Raw genomic sequence first — 17,500 nt, 5'->3', positions numbered from 1 at the left:
AGGCGGGGGCCGCTGGAGGCCATTATCCGCAGCTGCTGCTTAAACCGATGGCGGCCCCCGCCTTCGCGGGGGCGACGGGCATTCCTAGTCCGTCAGATCGTCCCACATTTCCTTGATCCGCCCGAAAAAGCCCTGACTCGCCGGGCATTCCTCGCCCGTCTCGGTTTCGCGAAACTCGCAGAGCAGTTCCTTCTGCCGCGCGGTGAGCTTCGTCGGGGTCTCGACGTCGATCTGGACGACAAGGTCGCCGTGGCCGCGGCCGTTGAGCACCGGCATGCCGGCGCCGCGCTGGCGAAGCTGCTTGCCCGACTGGATGCCCGCGGGGATGGCGATGTCGTGCATGCGGCCGTCGAGGCCGGGAATGCCGATCTCGCCGCCGAGTGCCGCGGTCGTGAAGCTGATCGGCGCACGCGTGAACAGCGTCGTGCCCTCGCGCTCGAACACCTTGTGCCGCGCCATGTGCAGGAAAATATAGAGGTCGCCCGGCGCCGCGCCGCGCGCGCCGCTCTCGCCCTCGCCCGACAGGCGGATGCGCGTGCCCTCGTCGACCCCCGCGGGGATGTTGACGGTCAGCGTCTTGCGCCGGTCGACACGGCCTTCGCCGTGACAACTGTTGCACGGATCGGCGATGACCTCGCCCGCACCCTGACAGGTCGGGCAGGTACGCTCGACCATGAAGAAACCCTGCTGCGCGCGCACCTTGCCGTGGCCGGCGCAGGTGGTGCAGCGGTTGGTCTGTGTGCCCGGCTTGGCGCCCGATCCGTCGCACGTCTCGCAGCGTGCCGCGACATCGACCTGGATCTCGCGCGTGACGCCGGCGAAGGCATCCTCGAGCCTGATCTCCATGTCGTAGCGCAGGTCGGCACCGCGCGCGGGGCCGCGCTGCTGGCGTCCGCCGCCGAACGCCGAGCCGAAGATCGATTCGAAAATATCGCCGATGTCGCCGAAATCGGCGCCATTGCCGCCGCCGAAACCGCCGTTGCCGTTGACGCCGGCCTTGCCGAAGCGGTCATAGGCGGCGCGCTTCTGCGGGTCCTTCAGGCAGTCATAGGCTTCGCTGATCGCCTTGAAGCGCGCTTCGCTGTTGTCGCACCCCGGATTCTTGTCGGGGTGATATTTCATCGCGAGCTTGCGGTAGCTCGCCTTCAGCGCGGCATCGTCGGCGGTGCGCTCGACTTCCAGCAGTTCGTAATAATCGATGTCGAGTGACATAGAGGCCCCCTCTTCAGCCCGTCACCCCGGCGAAAGCCGGGGTCGCTATCGGGCTGGCGGTGCCTTGCCGAGAGCGATGCCAGCCTTCGCCAGCATGACGGTTGAAGATCATTTTCTTACTTCTTGTCGTCTTCGACTTCGGAGAATTCGGCGTCGACGACGTCTTCGTCGGCTTTCGCCTCACCAGCTTCATCGGCGCCGGGGGATGCGGCCGACTGCTGCTCCTTCTCGTAGATCGCCTGGCCGAGCTTCATCGCGACCTGCGCGAGCGCCTGGCTCTTTTCGGTCATCGCGGCGGCGTCGCCGCCTTCGACCGCGGTCTTGGCTTCGGCGATCGCGGCTTCGATCTCGGACTTGAGGCCCGCGTCGACCTTGTCGCCATGTTCGATGATCTGGCGTTCGGTCGAGTGGATCAGGCTTTCGGCGTTGTTCTTCGCCTCGGCCGCCTCACGGCGCGTCTTATCCTCTTCGGCAAACTGCTCGGCGTCCTTGACCATCTGGTCGATGTCCGAATCCGAAAGGCCGCCCGACGCCTGGATCTTGATCTGCTGTTCCTTGCCGGTGCCCTTATCCTTGGCGTGGACCGACACGATGCCGTTAGCGTCGATGTCGAAGGTCACTTCGATCTGCGGCACACCGCGCGGCGCGGGCGGGATGCCGACGAGGTCGAACTGGCCGAGGATCTTGTTGTCCTGCGCCATTTCGCGCTCGCCCTGGAACACGCGGATCGTCACCGCCGACTGATTGTCGTCAGCCGTGGAATAGACCTGCGACTTCTTGGTCGGGATCGTCGTGTTGCGGTCGATCATCTTGGTCATGATGCCGCCCAGCGTCTCGATGCCCAGCGACAGCGGGGTGACGTCGAGCAGCAGCACGTCCTTGACGTCGCCCTGCAGCACGCCCGCCTGGATCGCGGCGCCGATCGCGACGACTTCGTCAGGGTTCACGCCGGTGTGCGGCTCCTTGCCGAAGAAATCCTTCACGACTTCGCGCACGCGCGGCATGCGCGTCATGCCGCCGACGAGCACGACTTCGTCGATCTCGCTCGCCGAAATGCCGGCGTCCTTGATCGCCTTCTTGCAGGGTTCGAGCGTGCGCTTGACCAGCTCTTCGACCAGCTTTTCGAGGTCGGCGCGCGTGATCGTCTTGACGAGGTGCTTCGGCCCGTTGGCGTCGGCGGTGATGAAGGGCAGGTTGACCTCGGTCGTCGCGGCCGACGAGAGTTCGATCTTCGCCTTTTCGGCGGCTTCCTTCAGGCGCTGCAGCGCGAGCTTGTCACCGCGAAGGTCGATGCCTTCGTCCTTCTTGAAGCCGTCGGCCAGATATTCGACGATCTTGCTGTCGAAATCCTCACCGCCGAGGAAGGTGTCGCCGTTGGTCGACTTCACTTCGAACACGCCGTCGCCCACCTCGAGGATCGAGATGTCGAAGGTGCCGCCGCCAAGGTCATAGACCGCGATCGTCTTGTTCTCGGTCTTGTCGAGGCCGTAAGCGAGCGCGGCCGCGGTCGGCTCGTTGATGATGCGCAGCACTTCGAGGCCCGCGATCTTGCCGGCGTCCTTGGTCGCCTGGCGCTGCGCGTCGTTGAAGTAAGCGGGAACGGTGATCACCGCCTGCTCGACCTTTTCGCCCAGATAGGCTTCGGCGGTTTCCTTCATCTTCTGAAGGATGAAGGCCGAAATCTGCGACGGCGAATAATCTTCGTTACCGGCCTTGACCCATGCGTCGCCGTTGCTGCCCTTGACGATCGTGTAGGGGACCAGCTCGGTGTCCTTCTTGGTGATCGGATCGTCGAAGCGGCGGCCGATCAGGCGCTTCACGGCGAAAACGGTGTTTTCGGGATTGGTGACGGCCTGGCGCTTCGCCGGCTGGCCGATCAGGCGCTCGCCATCCTTCGCAAAGGCGACGATCGACGGGGTCGTGCGCGTGCCTTCGACATTTTCGATAACCTTGGGTTTTCCGCCTTCCATCACCGCGACACAGCTGTTCGTGGTGCCGAGGTCGATCCCGATCACTTTGGCCATTGGTATTACGTCCTTGTTGCTTCTGTGGCGCCCTGAAAAGGCACGCCGTCCATGGTTTTGATGGGGGCGATATAGGTGCGCTAATCCTTGGCACAAGAGCTTTCAGGGCTTATCGAGGGCGTGAAATGACGCGCTTTTACGGAGTCCTCCCAAAATGAAACCTTTTGCGATCCTTGCACTTGCCGCCACTGCGCTGACCCTGACGGCCTGCGGGGAAAATCTGGGCAAGGGACAGCCGCTCAATGTCGTGAGCGGCCATATCGTGATGGGCGCGACCCCCGACCGTCCCGCCGTCGGCTATTTTCGCGTCCAGGGCGGGCCGCAGCCGGTCCAGCTCGTCGCGGTGACCGCCGACCTCGCGCAGCGCGTCGAAATGCACGAAAGCGTCAAGGAAAATGGCGTCGTGACGATGAAGCCGCTGCTCCGCGCCGACGTCCCCGCGAAGGGCGAGCTGGTGTTCAAGCAGGGCGGCAAGCATCTGATGATCTGGGGCATCAACGGCGCCGCGGTGCGCGCGGGCAAGCTGCCGATGGCGTTCGTGTTCACCAACAACAATAATGAGCGCATCCTGTTCGACCTGGTGATCAAGCCGGCCGAGGGCGCGGCTGCCGAGGGCGAAATGGACCATGGCGCGATGGACCATGGTTCGATGGAGAAGGATGCGGAAAAGGCAGCCCCGGACGCTGCGAAGAAATAAGCGCGGGTGCCGCGTCCGTCGCGACCTCTGACGAGCGGCGAGGTCGCGCTCGCGCGCAGCGTGTTCGGCGACGCGATCGCTTATGATCGCGTGCGCGTGAACCATCATAAGTGGATATTCTTCCAGCCGCGCCACATCGTCATGGCGCCGATGGGCAGCCTGCACTTCAACCCGCATGGCGAGCTGTATTGCGAGGATTTCAGCGCCGCGTCGCAGCGGTTGCAGGGGCTGTTCATCCACGAGATGACGCATGTGTGGCAGGCGCAGACGCGCGGGCGCTGGTATCTGGTGCTGATGCGCCACCCGTTCGCGACCTACAGCTACAGCCTCAAACCCGGCTGGCTCCTCACCCGCTATGGGCTGGAGCAACAGGCCGAAATCGTCCGCCATTACTGGCTGCTCACGCAGGGCATGGTCGTCGGCGGCGCGCCGGGGATCGATGCCTATCGCGCGATCCTGCCCTCATCATGGGACGCGATGTGACGAGGGCGACAATTACTGGCTAGCCAGATGGGCGGCGTTCGTCCTATGTTCCTCCCATGGATGGAACCTCGCTTGTCGTCGCCCTTGTTGCCCTGGCCGTCGGCGGCCTGATCGGCTGGCTTTTCGCCGGCCGCCAGTCGGGCGCGCTCCAGGCCGAGCGCGACGGGTTGTCCGAGCGGTTCAAGAGCGCGGTGACCGACCTTGCCGCCGAGGCCGAGGCGCGCAAGACCGCCGACATCCGGCTTGCCGCGCTGCTCAGCGAGCAGAAAGCGCGCGACGAGGCGCATGACGCGCAGATTGCGGGGCTGAAGGATGCGCAGGCGGCACTCACCGCGCAGTTCCGCGAGGTCGGGCAGGTGATGCTCGATGGCGCGCAAAAGGCATTTTTAGAACGCGCCGACGCGCGCTTTCGCCAGAGCGAAGAGACGGCGGGGCAGAATCTGAAAGCGCTTCTGAATCCGGTCCATGAGCGCTTGCAGAAATATGAGGAAGCGGTCGGCAAGGTCGAGGCCGAGCGGCGCGATGCTTTCGGCCTGCTCCACGGCCAGATCGCGGCGATGCGCGAGGGCACCGAACGCGTGTCGAGCGAGGCGGCGAAGCTCGTCAACGCGCTGCGCAACGCGCCGAAGGCGCGCGGGCGCTGGGGTGAGCAGCAGCTCAAGAATGTACTCGAAAGCTGCGGCCTCTCCGAACATGCCGATTTCCAGACAGAGGTGAGCGTTAATGACGGCGACGGCGGGCGGCTGCGTCCCGATGTCGTGGTGAAAGTTCCGGGCGGGCAGAGCCTCGTGATCGACGCCAAGGTTTCGCTCAACGCCTATCAGGATGCGTTCGGCGCGGTCGACGAACGCGAGAAGGCGGCGCACCTCGCGGCGCACGCCGCGGCGATGAAGGCGCATGTGAACACGCTCGGCGCCAAAGCCTATTGGAACCAGTTTCCCGATACCCCCGATTTTGTCGTGATGTTCGTTCCCGGCGAACATTTCCTCGCCGCCGCGCTCGATCAGGACCATGAGCTTTGGGATTATGCGTTCGAGCGCAAGGTGCTGCTCGCTACCCCGACCAACCTCATCGCAATCGCGCGCACCGTCGCGGCGGTGTGGCGGCAGGAAAAGCTCGCCAATCAGGCGCGCGAGATCGCGGCGCTCGGCAAGGAGCTTTACGCACGCATGTCGGTGATGGGCTCGCACATCGCCAAGGTCGGGCGCAATCTCGATCAGGCGACGGGGGCGTATAATGCGTTTGTCGGCAGCTTTGAATCGCAGGTGCTGACGCAGGCGAAACGTTTCGAAGCGCTCGATATCGAAACCGGCGACAAGGAAATTCCGGCGCTCCCTGTTGCGGAGCAGTCGGCGCGTCCGCTCGCAAAGCTCGCGTCGGCGCCAGCGGCGGTGAACGACGCGGGCGAATAGATCGATTCTTAAATCCCGTTCGCATCGAGCGAAGTCGAGATGCCGTGGGGTTGAGGACTGCCGATGGGTGTCTCGACTTCGCTCGACACGAACGGAGATGAGAGGTGTTTAAATCGTCCGCCGCAACACCGCCGTCCGTCCGTCGCTGCCCGTCAGGATCAGCGTCCCGTCATCGGCAAAGGTCAGGCTGACCGGCGAAGCCATCAGTTTGAAGAAGGCCGCCTCCTGTGTCATGCCGGCGCCTGGACACGCCATTTCGGTGGCCATCAGCGGCCCGGCCTTGAGTGTGCCGCCATCGACCGAATAAGTCCCCGAAAAGCGGTTGCAACCCGCGCTGCCGCTCATCCGGTTGCCGTCGAATTGCAGCGACGTCGGCCGGTCCGCCGCGACGGGCACGCCGCCGATCGACACGAAGGTCCAGTTCGATCCCGCGAGCGTGTCGGGCGGCAGGATTTTGCCGCCGCACCCCTGCAAGCTCTTGCCGTCGGCGACGACGCGGACGGTGTCGGAATAGCGGCGATCGCTCATCCCGTCGCTGCACGGCGCCGGCTTGATCACGACCGACAGGCGGTCGGTGGTATAGGTCCGGCCGTTTGCCGAGGGTTTGGCGCCGGGGTTCGGAACCATGATCTTCGTCTCGCCATAGTCGCCGTCGTAATTGAGCCGCGACGGCGTGATCTCGAGCGTCCAGCCGGGCTCGGTGCCGAGCGCCATATAGGCGGCCGCGGGCGTGTCGCCGGGCGTTTGCGGCGTCTCCGCGGTGGGGACGCAGGCGGCGAGCGCGAGAAGCGAGGCGGCGGGGAGGGCGATCCTGATCATGCGGTATCTCCTGAACGCATTATGCTGATCGATCGATGAACCGCGCGGTCGGCTATTGGTTCCGCCGCTGGTTCAGCACCTCATACGCCATCACCGCCGTCGCGACCGCGGCATTCAGGCTGTCGGCCTTGCCCATCATCGGCATCTTCACGCGCACATCGGCGGCGTCGGCATATTCGGGGGGCATGCCCTGCGATTCATTGCCGGTGAGGATGAAGGTCGGCGTGGCGTAGCGCACCGCCTGATAATCCTGCGTATCGCCGCCAAGCCAGGTCGCGACGAGCTGGCCGGAGCCTTGCCGCAGCCACGGCAGAAATTCCTCCCAACGCGCGACCACCAGCTTCTGCGTAAAAATCGCCCCCATGCTCGCGCGCACCGCCTCGACCGCATAGGGATCGGTCGATTCGTCGAGCAGGATCAGCCCGCCCGCGCCGACCGCATCGCCCGTGCGCAGCATCGTGCCGAGGTTGCCCGGATCGCGCAGCCGTTCGGCGACGAGCCAGATCGGCGCGGCGTCGCGGTCGAGATCGGCGAGCGTCGTTTGCGGTTCGGCATAGATGCCGACGACGGTCTGCGGATTATCCTTGCCCGACAGTTTCGAGAGGATCGCCCCCGTCGTGTCGATGACCTCACCGCCCGCCGCCAGCGTGTCGGCAACCAGCGCCGCCGCGAGCGGATGCGCGTCGCCCTCGGGTCCGAGGAACAGCCACTGCGGAAGCACGCCCGCCTCGCGCGCCTCGGTCGCGATGCGCAGCCCTTCGGCGAGGAACAGCCCCTCGGCGCGGCGATGGCGTTTCTCGCGCAGCAACCGCATCCGCTTCACCAGCGGGTTCGACAGGCTCTCGATGGTGGAACGGCGCATGCCGTCAATCCTCGCCGAAGCTGTCCTTGACCAGCCCGACGAGTTTCAGCAGCGCCGCGTCGGCGCCGTCGCCGCGCGTGTGGATGGTGATCGAATCGCCCTTCGCGGCGCCGAGCATCATCAATCCCATGATCGAGGTGCCGTTGACGCGCGACCCGCCCTTTTCGACCTCGACTGACACGCTTTCGGGCAGGCGGCTGACGAAGGTCACGAACTTGGCGCTGGCGCGCGCGTGCAGCCCGCGCTGGTTGGTGATTTCGACCGTCTGGGAATTTTCGTTCAAGGGCCCACTCCCAGCATTTCCGACGCGACCGATATATATTTCTGGCCGGCTTCCTTCGCGGCGATCACCGCGGCGCGCAGCTCCATCGTCTTGCGCGCGCTTTCGAGGCGGATCAGCATCGGCAGGTTGACGCCGGCGATCACTTCGGTGCGCCCCGATTCGAGCAGGCTGATCGCGAGGTTTGACGGGGTGCCGCCGAACAGGTCGGTCAGCATCACGACGCCGCGGCCTTCGTCGACCTTGCGAATCGCGTCGGCGATTTCCTTGCGGCGCATTTCCATATTGTCGTTGGGGCCGATGCACACGGTCGCGATGGCGCGCTGCGGCCCGACGACATGCTCCATCGCGCGCACCATTTCCTCGGCGAGGCGGCCGTGGGTGACGAGCACCATTCCCAGAAGCGGCAGAGCCTTATCGTTCGGCATGGGGGGTCAGAACCTGTTCTTTGCACGTTCGAGGCGTCGAAATGGCGAAGAGCTCGCTTTCGCGTGGTCGCCGCGGATGGCGGTTTCATCTGCAAGGCCGCGCGGAAGCGAGATCGAAGCCATTTCGGCGTCCCTGCGGGATTTGACCGATTTTGTCCATGGCTGCGTCAGCGAGCCTTGGGATATACTCATATGCCTGCGTCTCGCTTCCTAGCCTTGAACAAAATCGCCTCAAACCTCGAACGTGCAAAGAGCAGGTTCTGACCCCCCGACCCTTATGTTTTGCCGCCGGGCGCGGAAGCCGCGGGCGGGGGCCTGCCCTCAAGCCCATCTTGCGGGGCAGAGTCAAGATTGCGGTGGGTCAGCGTTGGCTCATATCCGGATTCGCGTAGCGTTTGGGCAACACGGCTGGCGACATGGACCGACCGGTGGCGGCCGCCGGTGCAACCAAAAGCAATCGTGACATAGCTTTTGCCCTCGGCGCGGTAGCGCGGCAGCAACGTCAGGATCAATTTCTCGATCTGCGCAACGCTGTCCTCATAGGCGGGGTCGGCGATGACATAGGCGGCGACGTCGGGATCGAGTCCGGTGCCGGGCTTGAGCTTCGGGTCCCAGTGCGGGTTGCGCAGATAGCGCATGTCGAACACCAGGTCGGCGTTGCGCGGCAGGCCGCGCGCGAAGCCGAAGCTCATCACGTTGAGCACCGGCTCGCCTTCGTCGGCGTCGCCGAAGCGCTGGCGGATTTCCTGCTGCAAATCATTGCTGCTGTAGTTCGTCGTGTCGACGACATGCTCGGCCCAGCGGCGGAGCGGCTCCATCATCTCGCGCTCGCGCGCGATGCCGTCGGCGGCGGGGCGGTCCTCGGCCATCGGGTGGCGGCGGCGCGTTTCGGAAAAGCGGCGCTCGAGCTCGGCGCCGGCGCAGTCGAGAAACAGTGTCTGGATGTCGCGGCCGCCCGCTTCGCGCAAATCCTTGATCCGGCGCACGAGCAGAGCGGGACGGAAGCCTCGGCTACGACTGTCGATGCCGATTGCGAGCGGGCGTCCGGCTTCGCTGCGCTGCATCGGCGCGTCGATCAGCGTTTCGAGCAGCGCGAGCGGCAGATTGTCGACAACCTCCCAGCCGAGGTCTTCGAGCACCTTGAGCACGGTCGACTTGCCCGCGCCCGACAGGCCGGTGACCAGCAACAGGCGCGATTCGGCGGCCGGACTCATCGTCGATGCATCATGCGCCGGGCGCCAGCCGTTCGAGCGCGAGCAGGATCTTGATCGGCGCCGACGCCTCGAACGCTGACAAGAGCAGCGCGGGCAGCGGGCGGCCCGCGACCATCTCGACCTGGTTGATCGACGGCATGCGATCGTAACGGTCGGTCAGGCGTACCGCGAGCGCGAGCGGCACGGGTGCCGTCCATGCGCGTTCGATGATCCCGATGCCGCGGACCTCCAGCTTGCCCGCCAGGCTTTCGGGCGGGCGGCACCAGAGGCGGTCGCGTTCGAACCAGATATCGCAGCGATCGTCGGCGACCAGCTTGGCGCCGCGATCGATCAGCCGCAGCGCCAAGTCTGACTTGCCCTGTCCCGAATTGCCGAGGATCAGCACGCCGCCATTGCCCGCCGCGACGCAGCTGGCATGGATATTGACGATATCGGTTCTGGTCCGGCTCGGAAGCATGGCGCATGGCTTACCGGCGACGATCACGCCGCGTCCTGCCCGCCCTCGCGCGCGGGGAGGGTGATGAGCAGGCTGGCGCCGGGTTTGCCGTCGTCGCGATCCTTCGCGCTGATCGTCCCGCTATGCCCCTCGACGATCGTCCGCGCGATCGCGAGCCCCAGCCCGCTGTGGCGGCCGAAGGCTTCACTGGCGGGCCGCTCGCTGTGAAAACGGCGGAAAATGGCGTCGCGCTGCGCGGGGTCGATGCCGGGGCCGTCGTCGTCGACCTTGATGTGAACCTCGTCGCCGAGGCGCGTCGCCGAAACGCACACGAGGCCGGCTTCGGGCGAGAAGCTGATCGCATTGTCGATGACATTGTCGATCGCGCGTTCGAGCCGGTGGCCGTCGCCCATCACCACCGTCGTGCCTTTGCGCGGCCGCGCGAAGGCGACGCGCGGCTGCGGCGCATTCGCGTCGACGCGCGCCGCGCGCGCCGCGAGCATCGATTCGATCATGATGCCGACGTCGATCGGTTCGAACAGCGTGCGCGACAATTGCGCGTCGACGCGGCTCGCCTCGCTGATGTCGCTCACCAGCCGGTCGAGCCGGCGGACGTCCTCGTCGGCTATGCTGAGCAGTTGCGCGCGCTGCTCGTCGCTTTTGACGCGCCCCAGCCCCTCGATCGCCGAGCGGACCGAGGCGATCGGATTCTTGAGTTCGTGCGTCACGTCGGCGGCGAAATGTTCGCCCGCGTCGATGCGTTCACGAAGGGCTTGCGTCATGTCGGACAGCGCACGCGCGAGCGTTCCGATCTCGTCGCGGCGGCTCGGCAGGCGCGGGACGACGACTTCGCGCGCCCGGCCGAGCCGGACGCGCACCGCAGCGCGCGCGAGGCGGCGGAGCGGGCGGACGATCGTGCGTGCGAGGAACAGCGAGAGGAGGACCGAGGCGAGCAGAACCATGAAGACGACGACCGCGATGCGGAACCGCTCGGCGCGCACGGTGCGCGTGATGTCGCGCGCGTTGAGCGTCATCAGCACCGTCTGCGGCGTCTCGAGGTCGACGACGCGTGCGGCGCTGAGCAGCGGCGTGCGTTCGGGGGCAAAGCGGAAGCGGCTCGCGGCGACCCCGCCGGTCTGTGCCTCGACGACTTCGGGCCAGGACTGCGCCCGGTCGACGCGGGGTTCCTCGAAATCGGGATAGGTCGGCGCGCCGACGACCCAGTCGATCCCGCGGTCCATCGCGCGCGCGGCATCGCGCTTCCATGGCTGGAGGTCGGGATCGCGCAGCGTATAGGTCGGCGGACCGTTCTGGAAACTGTCGGAGATGCGCCGGCCGTCGGGGGCGTAGAAGCGCAGCCGCGATTCGGTCGCGGTCGCGAATTCTTCGATCAGCCGCGTCCGCTCCTCGGGGCGTGCCGCCTCGAGCGCGCTGTCGAGCATCGCGAGTTGGTCCTTCATCACCTCGATGCGCGTATCGACCAGGCGGCTGCGGTAGGTGTCGAGATAATAGAAGCCGCCCGCGAGCAGCGCGATCGCGAGGATGTTCACCGCGAGGATGCGCGTCGTCAGCGACCAGCGCGCCGACCAGACGAGCGGCGATTCTTCCTGCTCGGCGACGCTCCCCTCGGGTTTCTGCCCGTCGCGTTTTTGGGCGTCAGCTTTCATCGGCAAAGCGATACCCCGCGCCATAGAGGGTGGCGATCGCGTCGAATTCGGGGTCGACCTCGCGGAACTTGCGGCGCAGGCGCTTGATGTGGCTGTCGATTGTGCGGTCGTCGATATAGACGTCGTCCTGATAGGCCGCGTCCATCAACTGGTTGCGGCTGCGCACGATGCCGGGGCGGCTGGCAAGCGTTTCGAGGATCAGGAATTCGGTGACCGTCAGCGTGACGTCCTTGCCGTCCCACGCGACCTTGTGGCGCGCCGGGTCCATGCTCAGCCGGCCGCGGGTGATCGGTTCGGCGACGGGCTCGTCGCCCTCTTCGGACGCGCTTTTGTTGAGCTCGACACGGCGCAAGATAGCGCGAATGCGCGCGATCACCAAGCGCTGGGAAAAGGGCTTGGCGATATAATCGTCGGCGCCCATCGCGAGCCCCAGCGCCTCGTCGATCTCGTCGTCCTTGCTGGTGAGGAAGATGACCGGAAGCTGGCTCTTTTCGCGCAAGCGGCGCAGCAGTTCGAGCCCGTCCATGCGCGGCATCTTGATGTCGAACACTGCCAGGTCGGGCGGATTGTCGATGAGCGGTTTCAGCGCCGCTTCGCCGTCCGAATAGACGCGCGTCACGAAACCCTCGGCCTGCAGCGCGATGGAAAGGGATTGCAGAATGTTGCGGTCGTCGTCGACCAGCGCGATAGTTGCCGTCATGCTCTTTCCGTTGGGCGGGCCCGGTAAAGCGATTAGCCTATCCGGGGCGCAGCGACAACAGCGCGCGCATGGTCACCGGTTCCCTCGTCGCGCGTTCGTCGCAAGCGCCGCGCGGCCCCGCTTTAATCTTTTGACCTCCCCCGCCAAGCGAGCTAACGCGGCCGGGATTTCGGAATCGGCGGTCACGTCGGCACCCATGCAAATGCGGGCCAACCCATTAGTGCGCTAAGCATTGCATAGGTATGCAACGACGCCGCCGGACAAGGAAAGGCGAAGGCAGATGACCAAGATATTGATCGGCGCGAACACCGTCGAGACCAAGGCGGAGGTCGCCGAAAACTGGGGCACGCCGCAGCTGATCGAGGACGCGGTCCGCCACGGCGAAGGCGTGCTCGCCAAGGACGGCCCGCTGGTCGTCGAAACCGGCAAGCACACCGGGCGCAGCGCCAAGGACAAGTTCATCGTCCAGGACGCCGAAACCGCCGACACGATCTGGTGGGGCAAGACCAATGTCCCGATGACCCCCGATCATTTCGCGGCATTGAAGGCCGACTTCTTCGCGCATCTCGCGCAGCGCCCGCGCCTCTATCGCCAGCAACTGTTTGGCGGCTCGCAGCCCGAGCATCGCGTCGCGGTCCAGGTCGTCACCGAATTCGCCTGGCACAGCCAGTTCATCCGCACGTTGCTCTGCCGCCCGACCGCGGCCGAGCTCGCGGCGTTCGCGGCTGAATATACGATCATCGACCTGCCGAGCTTCCGCGCCGATCCGGCGCGCCACGGCACGCGCACCGAAACCGTCGTCGCGGTCAATTTTGCCGAGAAGCTGATCCTGATCGGCGGCACGCAGTACGCCGGCGAGATGAAGAAATCGGTGTTCGGCATCCTCAACTATCTGCTCCCCGTCGATGGCGTGATGCCGATGCATTGCTCGGCGAATATCGGCCCCAAGGGCGACACTGCGGTCTTCTTCGGCCTGTCGGGCACCGGCAAGACGACGCTGTCGGCCGACGCCTCGCGCACGCTGATCGGCGACGACGAACATGGCTGGTCGGACACCGCGGTCTTCAACTTCGAGGGCGGCTGTTACGCGAAGATGATCCGCCTCTCGCCCGAGGCCGAGCCCGAGATTTTCGCGACAACCAAGCGCTTCGGCACCGTGCTCGAAAATGTCGTGATCGATCCCGTGACGCGCGAGCTTGATTTCGACGACGCGAGCCTCGCCGAGAACAGCCGCGGTTCGTACCCGATCGACTTCATTCCGAACACGTCGGACCATAATATGGGTCCGGTGCCCAAGACGGTGATCATGCTGACGGCCGATGCCTATGGCGTTTTGCCCCCGATCGCGAAGCTGACCCCCGACCAGGCGATGTATCATTTCCTGTCGGGCTATACCGCGCGCGTCGCGGGGACCGAAATCGGCGTGACCGAGCCCGAGGCGACCTTCTCGACCTGCTTCGGCGCGCCGTTCATGCCGCGCCACCCGTCGGTCTACGGCAACCTGCTCAAAGAACGCATCGCCAAGGGCGGCGTCCAGTGCTGGCTCGTCAACACCGGCTGGACCGGCGGCATGGCGACGATGGACGGGATCAAGCGCATGCCGATCAAGGCGACGCGCGCGCTGCTCAACGCCGCGCTCGACGGCAGCCTCAACGACGCCGAATTCCGCAAGGACCCGAATTTCGGCTTCATGGTCCCCGTCGCGGTGCCGGGCGTTGACAGCGGCTTGCTCGATCCGCGCGAAGCGTGGGCCGACAAGGCGGCCTATGACCGCACCGCGCAAACGCTCGTCGGCCAATTCATCGACAATTTCGCGCAATTTGCGGACCATGTCGACGAAGGCGTCCGCCAGGCCGCACCGCAGGCCGCCGTCGCGGCATAATTGACCCGGATCTCTTCCGGGTGGCACATCACCCGGAAGGACCGGACTCATGACCACCGAATATAAACCGCGCCTGTTCGCGCGCGACGATGAAATCCGCGCGCTCGGCGAAGGGCTGCTGGCGTGCGCGTTGCCGCGCGAGGCGTGGACGCACGAGGCGCATCTCGGCGCGTGCCTCTGGCTGCTGACCGAGCGCCGCGACGTCGATGTTGACGCCGAGATCGGCACCATCATCCGCCGCTTCAACGAAAGCGTCGGCGGCGTGAACGACGACCATGGCGGCTATCATGACAGCATTACCCGCGCCTATGTCGCGGGCGTGCGGCTGTTCCTGTCGACGACGGCGGAGACCGAGCTCGCGGCGCGCGTCAACGCGCTGCTGCTTTCCGACATCGGCCGTCGCGACTGGCCGCTACGCTTCTACAGCCGCGAGCTGCTCTTTTCGGTCCCGGCGCGGCGCGCCTTCGTCGAACCCGATCTCGCGCCGCTGCCTGCCTAAAGCTTCATTCCGGGCGTCCAGCCGCTCTCCGCGAGGAAGGCGGCGGGGTCGCGCATCTCGATGATCGCCTTGATCGCCGCGGCCTTGTCCGGGGTCCGGCCGTAATAGCTTTTCGCGATGCGATAGCCGACCCAATAACCAAGGTCGCCGGGCCACCCGTCCGCGCCTTGTTTGTTGTAGAGCCAGCGCGACCCGATCGCCTTGGCGTCCTTCTCGGCGAGGAAAGCCGTCTCCAGCTCCTTCTCGCGTCCCTTGGCCCATATGTGGAGCAGCGGATAGCCGACCGAACCCGACATCTGTTCGGCGACAAATTCGGCGGCGCCCTCGACGAGCGCGGCGCGCAGCACCGATTCTTCGCGATCCTCGACTTGCGCAAGCGGCTGCTGCGCGTGGACATATTCATGCGCGATGACGTGGACGAAGCGGTCCTCGTCGTCGGCTTCGATGAATTTGGCGGCGCACAAGGCTTCGAGGCCGATGTACAGCCCCTTCGCATTCGCCGTTCCCGCCGTCGTGGCGCGGCCGATGGCGATGGTGATCGGGGGGAATTTCGCAGCGGGATAAAGCTGGGCGAGGCGGTCCGTCGCGGCGACAAGCCGCGTGCGGACATCGGGAAGATGGGTCGCGCAACCACGCGCGTCGTCAAAGACCTGGCGTTTGTCGCGCAGCGCGGCGGCGAGCTTTTCGGGGGTGATCCGGCGCATCACCATGAATTCCGCCAGCCCCGGCGTGGGGGCGGCCAGATAGCGCGTCGCCACCACATCGGGCTGGCTTGCGAGTGCGGGGTCATCATAAAGCGCGTAAAAGCGATCGACGTCGCTCGTCACGATGGCGACGCGCGCGCCGCCGTGCGGCGGGGCCGATTCGGATGCCTGCCCCGGGATCGCCGCGAGCAGCGCCACGCCGAACAGGCTTTGCATCATGCGCCGCACCGTCATGCCTTCTTCTCCGCCACATAGGCCGCGACATTCTGCGCGAGCACGTCGAGCGGGACGTTGCCGCCCTCGACGACGACATTGTCGAAATCGCGGAGGTCATATTTTGCGCCGAGCGCCTTTTGCGCGAGTCCGCGCTGGCGGACGATCTCGCTGTGCCCGACCTTGTAGCCGCACGCCTGTCCGGCCCAGCTGCAATAACGGTCGACCTCGCTCGCGACCTCGAGCGGGTTCGAGCCATTTTCCTTGACGAAAAAGTCGACGCCCTGCTCGCGCGTCCAGCGCTTCGCGTGAAGGCCGGTATCGACGACGAGGCGGCAGGCGCGGAATGCGAGCGACTGGAGGTAGCCCAAACGCCCGACCTCGAAATCGTCGTAGAGGCCGAGTTCGTCGGCGAGCTGCTCGGCGTACAAGGCCCACCCTTCCGAATAGGCGTTGAACGCCAGCATCGTACGGATCAGCGGCATCTGGTTCGCATATTCGCCCTGCCACACATGCCCGGGGATCGCCTCGTGCATCGTCAGGTCGGGGAGCGAATATTTGCTGTGGAGCTCGGTCGTGCGCAGGTTGATCCAGAATTTGCCCGGAACGCTGCCGTCGATCGACCCCGCGCCGCCATAGGCCGCGGGCGCGCCGGGTTCCTCGGCGAGCGGTAGGCGCTTCACCTCGACATTGCCTTTCACCAAAGTGCGGAAGGCGCGCGGCAACTCTGCGCGGATCTTGCCGAGCCACGTCTGGATATAGGCGTGGATTTCGGCGCGGCCCGCGTCATTGTCAGGGAATTTGAAGCGCGGATCCTTGGCGAGCGCGTTCATCCGGTCGCCGACCGAGCCTTGCGTGTAGCCGAGCTTCTTGAGGATCGGGTCCATGCGGCCGTGGAGTTCGGCGAGTTCTTCGCGGCCCATCGCGTGGATCTCGTCGGGGGTCATGCGGGTGGTGGTCGAGGCGCGCAGCCCCCACGCATACCATTCGTCGCCGCCCGGCCGCGCCCACATGCCGGCGTCCATTGTCGCCTTCGGCCGCTGCGCCTTCATCTCGGCGAGCTGGCGTTCGAGCGCCGCGGCGACGGGACCCTGGACGATCTTCGCCGAGCGCGCGCTCCAGTCGCCCGCGATCTTCGCCGCGCCGGTGCGGCGGACGAGGCTTTCGACCATCGAGCCGCCCGCCTTCGCATCGGCAAGGCTCGCCTCCATCTGCTTCACCGCCTTGTCGATCAGGAAGGCGGGGGCGATCATTCCCTGTCCGCCCGCGGCCTTCAGCCGGTCGGTTTCGCCATCGAGCGCGCCGGGAAAGGCGTTGAGACGCGACAGATAGGCTTCGGCATCGGCGGCGGTCTTCACCGGATGGTCGCTGTCGAGGAATTTTGGGACGTCGAGATAGGCGCCGACATTCTGGATCACGACATAGGGCGTGTTGCGCCAGCCGCCGACCGCGACGTCGCCATAGGGCAGGGCAAAGCCGTCGAGCGCGACGCCATAGGCGCTTTCGACGACGGCAAGGCTGGTGCGCGTATTGTGATCGAGTCCCGCCTTGTCGAACGCGCGCACGCGCGCGAGGTCGGCCTTGAGCGTGTCGGCGACGGTTTTCTGTCCTGCCGCCGACCGGTCGCCGAGACGCCCCCGCATCGCGGCGCGCGCGCCGGTGTCGATGCCGAGCGCGGTCGCGCCTTCGGGCGACAGCGCGAGAAGATTGTCGGCGACCGAATCGAGCAGTTTCTGCGCGCCGGTCTTCGGCGGCGACTGCAGCGCGGCCGCGGGGCCGGCGAGAGCAAGCCCCGCGGTGCCCGCGCCGAGTGTGGCGAGCGTCTGGCGGCGGCTGACGGGGGTGGAAAGCGGATTGGACACGGGCGGCTCCCTGGCGACTTGTTCCTTGTGAAACCTGTCTAGGCGCGGGCGCGCGCCGGTCAACGAAAAGGGGCCGGGAAAGCCTCCGCCCTCCCGACCCCCGTCG

At 65.9% G+C, this 17,500-nt stretch carries 17 protein-coding genes; 5 read left to right on the top strand and 12 right to left on the bottom strand.

The genetic code is table 11. The features are described from left to right. Positions 1 to 84: 84 nt before the first annotated feature. Positions 85 to 1,212: a molecular chaperone DnaJ gene (gene dnaJ, locus ACTJI5_RS14830; protein ID WP_440860854.1), complete on the bottom strand. Its 1,128-nt coding sequence runs from the start codon at positions 1,210 to 1,212 to the stop codon at positions 85 to 87. Positions 1,213 to 1,328: 116 nt separating this feature from the next. Further along, positions 1,329 to 3,236 (bottom strand): molecular chaperone DnaK, encoded by a 1,908-nt coding sequence (dnaK, locus tag ACTJI5_RS14825; RefSeq protein WP_058537720.1) that lies wholly within the window; start codon positions 3,234 to 3,236, stop codon positions 1,329 to 1,331. 154 nt (positions 3,237 to 3,390) lie between these two features. On the opposite strand from dnaK, the gene ACTJI5_RS14820 reads away from it, so the two are divergent. From ACTJI5_RS14820 to ACTJI5_RS14810, 3 genes are read left to right on the top strand one after another with little or no spacing between them, the layout of a single operon-like run. After that, a complete protein-coding gene (locus ACTJI5_RS14820; RefSeq protein ID WP_440860853.1) occupies positions 3,391 to 3,933 on the top strand; it encodes a copper chaperone PCu(A)C in 543 nt (180 codons plus the stop codon). A gap of 6 nt (positions 3,934 to 3,939) precedes the next feature. Continuing rightward, the gene (locus ACTJI5_RS14815) at positions 3,940 to 4,416 is read left to right on the top strand and encodes a vgr related protein (RefSeq protein WP_440860852.1); all 477 of its coding nucleotides are present in this window, start codon (positions 3,940 to 3,942) and stop codon (positions 4,414 to 4,416) included. Between the two features lie 56 nt (positions 4,417 to 4,472). Beyond that, the gene (locus ACTJI5_RS14810; RefSeq protein WP_440860851.1) at positions 4,473 to 5,828 is read left to right on the top strand and encodes a DNA recombination protein RmuC; all 1,356 of its coding nucleotides are present in this window, start codon (positions 4,473 to 4,475) and stop codon (positions 5,826 to 5,828) included. A 108-nt stretch (positions 5,829 to 5,936) separates the two neighbouring features. Here ACTJI5_RS14810 and ACTJI5_RS14805 read toward each other — a convergent pair whose 3' ends face one another. The 8 genes from ACTJI5_RS14805 to ACTJI5_RS14770 form a co-directional block, all read right to left on the bottom strand. Then, the gene (locus tag ACTJI5_RS14805; protein ID WP_440860850.1) at positions 5,937 to 6,647 is read right to left on the bottom strand and encodes an META domain-containing protein; all 711 of its coding nucleotides are present in this window, start codon (positions 6,645 to 6,647) and stop codon (positions 5,937 to 5,939) included. A 52-nt stretch (positions 6,648 to 6,699) separates the two neighbouring features. Then, on the bottom strand, positions 6,700 to 7,509 hold the full coding sequence (locus tag ACTJI5_RS14800; RefSeq protein WP_440860849.1) for a TrmH family RNA methyltransferase: 810 nt from the start codon (positions 7,507 to 7,509) through the stop codon (positions 6,700 to 6,702). 4 nt (positions 7,510 to 7,513) lie between these two features. Then, positions 7,514 to 7,792, bottom strand: coding sequence for an HPr family phosphocarrier protein (locus ACTJI5_RS14795; protein ID WP_058537727.1), 279 nt, complete (start codon positions 7,790 to 7,792; stop codon positions 7,514 to 7,516). After that, positions 7,789 to 8,217, bottom strand: coding sequence for a PTS sugar transporter subunit IIA (locus ACTJI5_RS14790; RefSeq protein ID WP_037513594.1), 429 nt, complete (start codon positions 8,215 to 8,217; stop codon positions 7,789 to 7,791). Before ACTJI5_RS14790 ends, ACTJI5_RS14795 begins: the two co-directional genes overlap by 4 nt. 275 nt (positions 8,218 to 8,492) lie before the next feature. Further along, entirely contained in the window at positions 8,493 to 9,431 is a 939-nt protein-coding gene (gene rapZ / locus ACTJI5_RS14785) for an RNase adapter RapZ (protein ID WP_058537728.1), read from the bottom strand. Between the two features lie 10 nt (positions 9,432 to 9,441). Further along, positions 9,442 to 9,888 carry an HPr kinase/phosphorylase gene (locus tag ACTJI5_RS14780; protein ID WP_058537729.1) on the bottom strand — a complete coding sequence of 149 codons (447 nt, stop codon included), beginning with the start codon at positions 9,886 to 9,888 and terminating at the stop codon, positions 9,442 to 9,444. A gap of 23 nt (positions 9,889 to 9,911) precedes the next feature. After that, on the bottom strand, positions 9,912 to 11,534 hold the full coding sequence (locus ACTJI5_RS14775; RefSeq protein WP_440860848.1) for an ATP-binding protein: 1,623 nt from the start codon (positions 11,532 to 11,534) through the stop codon (positions 9,912 to 9,914). After that, positions 11,524 to 12,234: a response regulator transcription factor gene (locus tag ACTJI5_RS14770; protein WP_058537730.1), complete on the bottom strand. Its 711-nt coding sequence runs from the start codon at positions 12,232 to 12,234 to the stop codon at positions 11,524 to 11,526. Before ACTJI5_RS14770 ends, ACTJI5_RS14775 begins: the two co-directional genes overlap by 11 nt. Before the next feature lie 280 nt (positions 12,235 to 12,514). On the opposite strand from ACTJI5_RS14770, the gene ACTJI5_RS14765 reads away from it, so the two are divergent. Continuing rightward, the gene (locus tag ACTJI5_RS14765) at positions 12,515 to 14,116 is read left to right on the top strand and encodes a phosphoenolpyruvate carboxykinase (RefSeq protein WP_440860847.1); all 1,602 of its coding nucleotides are present in this window, start codon (positions 12,515 to 12,517) and stop codon (positions 14,114 to 14,116) included. A 49-nt stretch (positions 14,117 to 14,165) separates the two neighbouring features. After that, the gene (locus ACTJI5_RS14760; RefSeq protein ID WP_439513296.1) at positions 14,166 to 14,615 is read left to right on the top strand and encodes a hypothetical protein; all 450 of its coding nucleotides are present in this window, start codon (positions 14,166 to 14,168) and stop codon (positions 14,613 to 14,615) included. Here ACTJI5_RS14760 and ACTJI5_RS14755 read toward each other — a convergent pair. Beyond that, on the bottom strand, positions 14,612 to 15,553 hold the full coding sequence (locus ACTJI5_RS14755; protein WP_440860846.1) for a DUF2268 domain-containing putative Zn-dependent protease: 942 nt from the start codon (positions 15,551 to 15,553) through the stop codon (positions 14,612 to 14,614). The genes ACTJI5_RS14760 and ACTJI5_RS14755 overlap by 4 nt on opposite strands. After that, positions 15,550 to 17,394: a DUF885 domain-containing protein gene (locus ACTJI5_RS14750; protein ID WP_440860845.1), complete on the bottom strand. Its 1,845-nt coding sequence runs from the start codon at positions 17,392 to 17,394 to the stop codon at positions 15,550 to 15,552. Before ACTJI5_RS14750 ends, ACTJI5_RS14755 begins: the two co-directional genes overlap by 4 nt. Positions 17,395 to 17,500 lie beyond the last annotated feature (106 nt).

Source organism: Sphingopyxis sp. 22461, assembly GCF_052044915.1.
GTDB lineage: Bacteria > Pseudomonadota > Alphaproteobacteria > Sphingomonadales > Sphingomonadaceae > Sphingopyxis.
The sequence above is the reverse complement of the archived record's forward strand: the minus strand, read 5'-3'. Positions and strand labels throughout refer to the sequence as shown.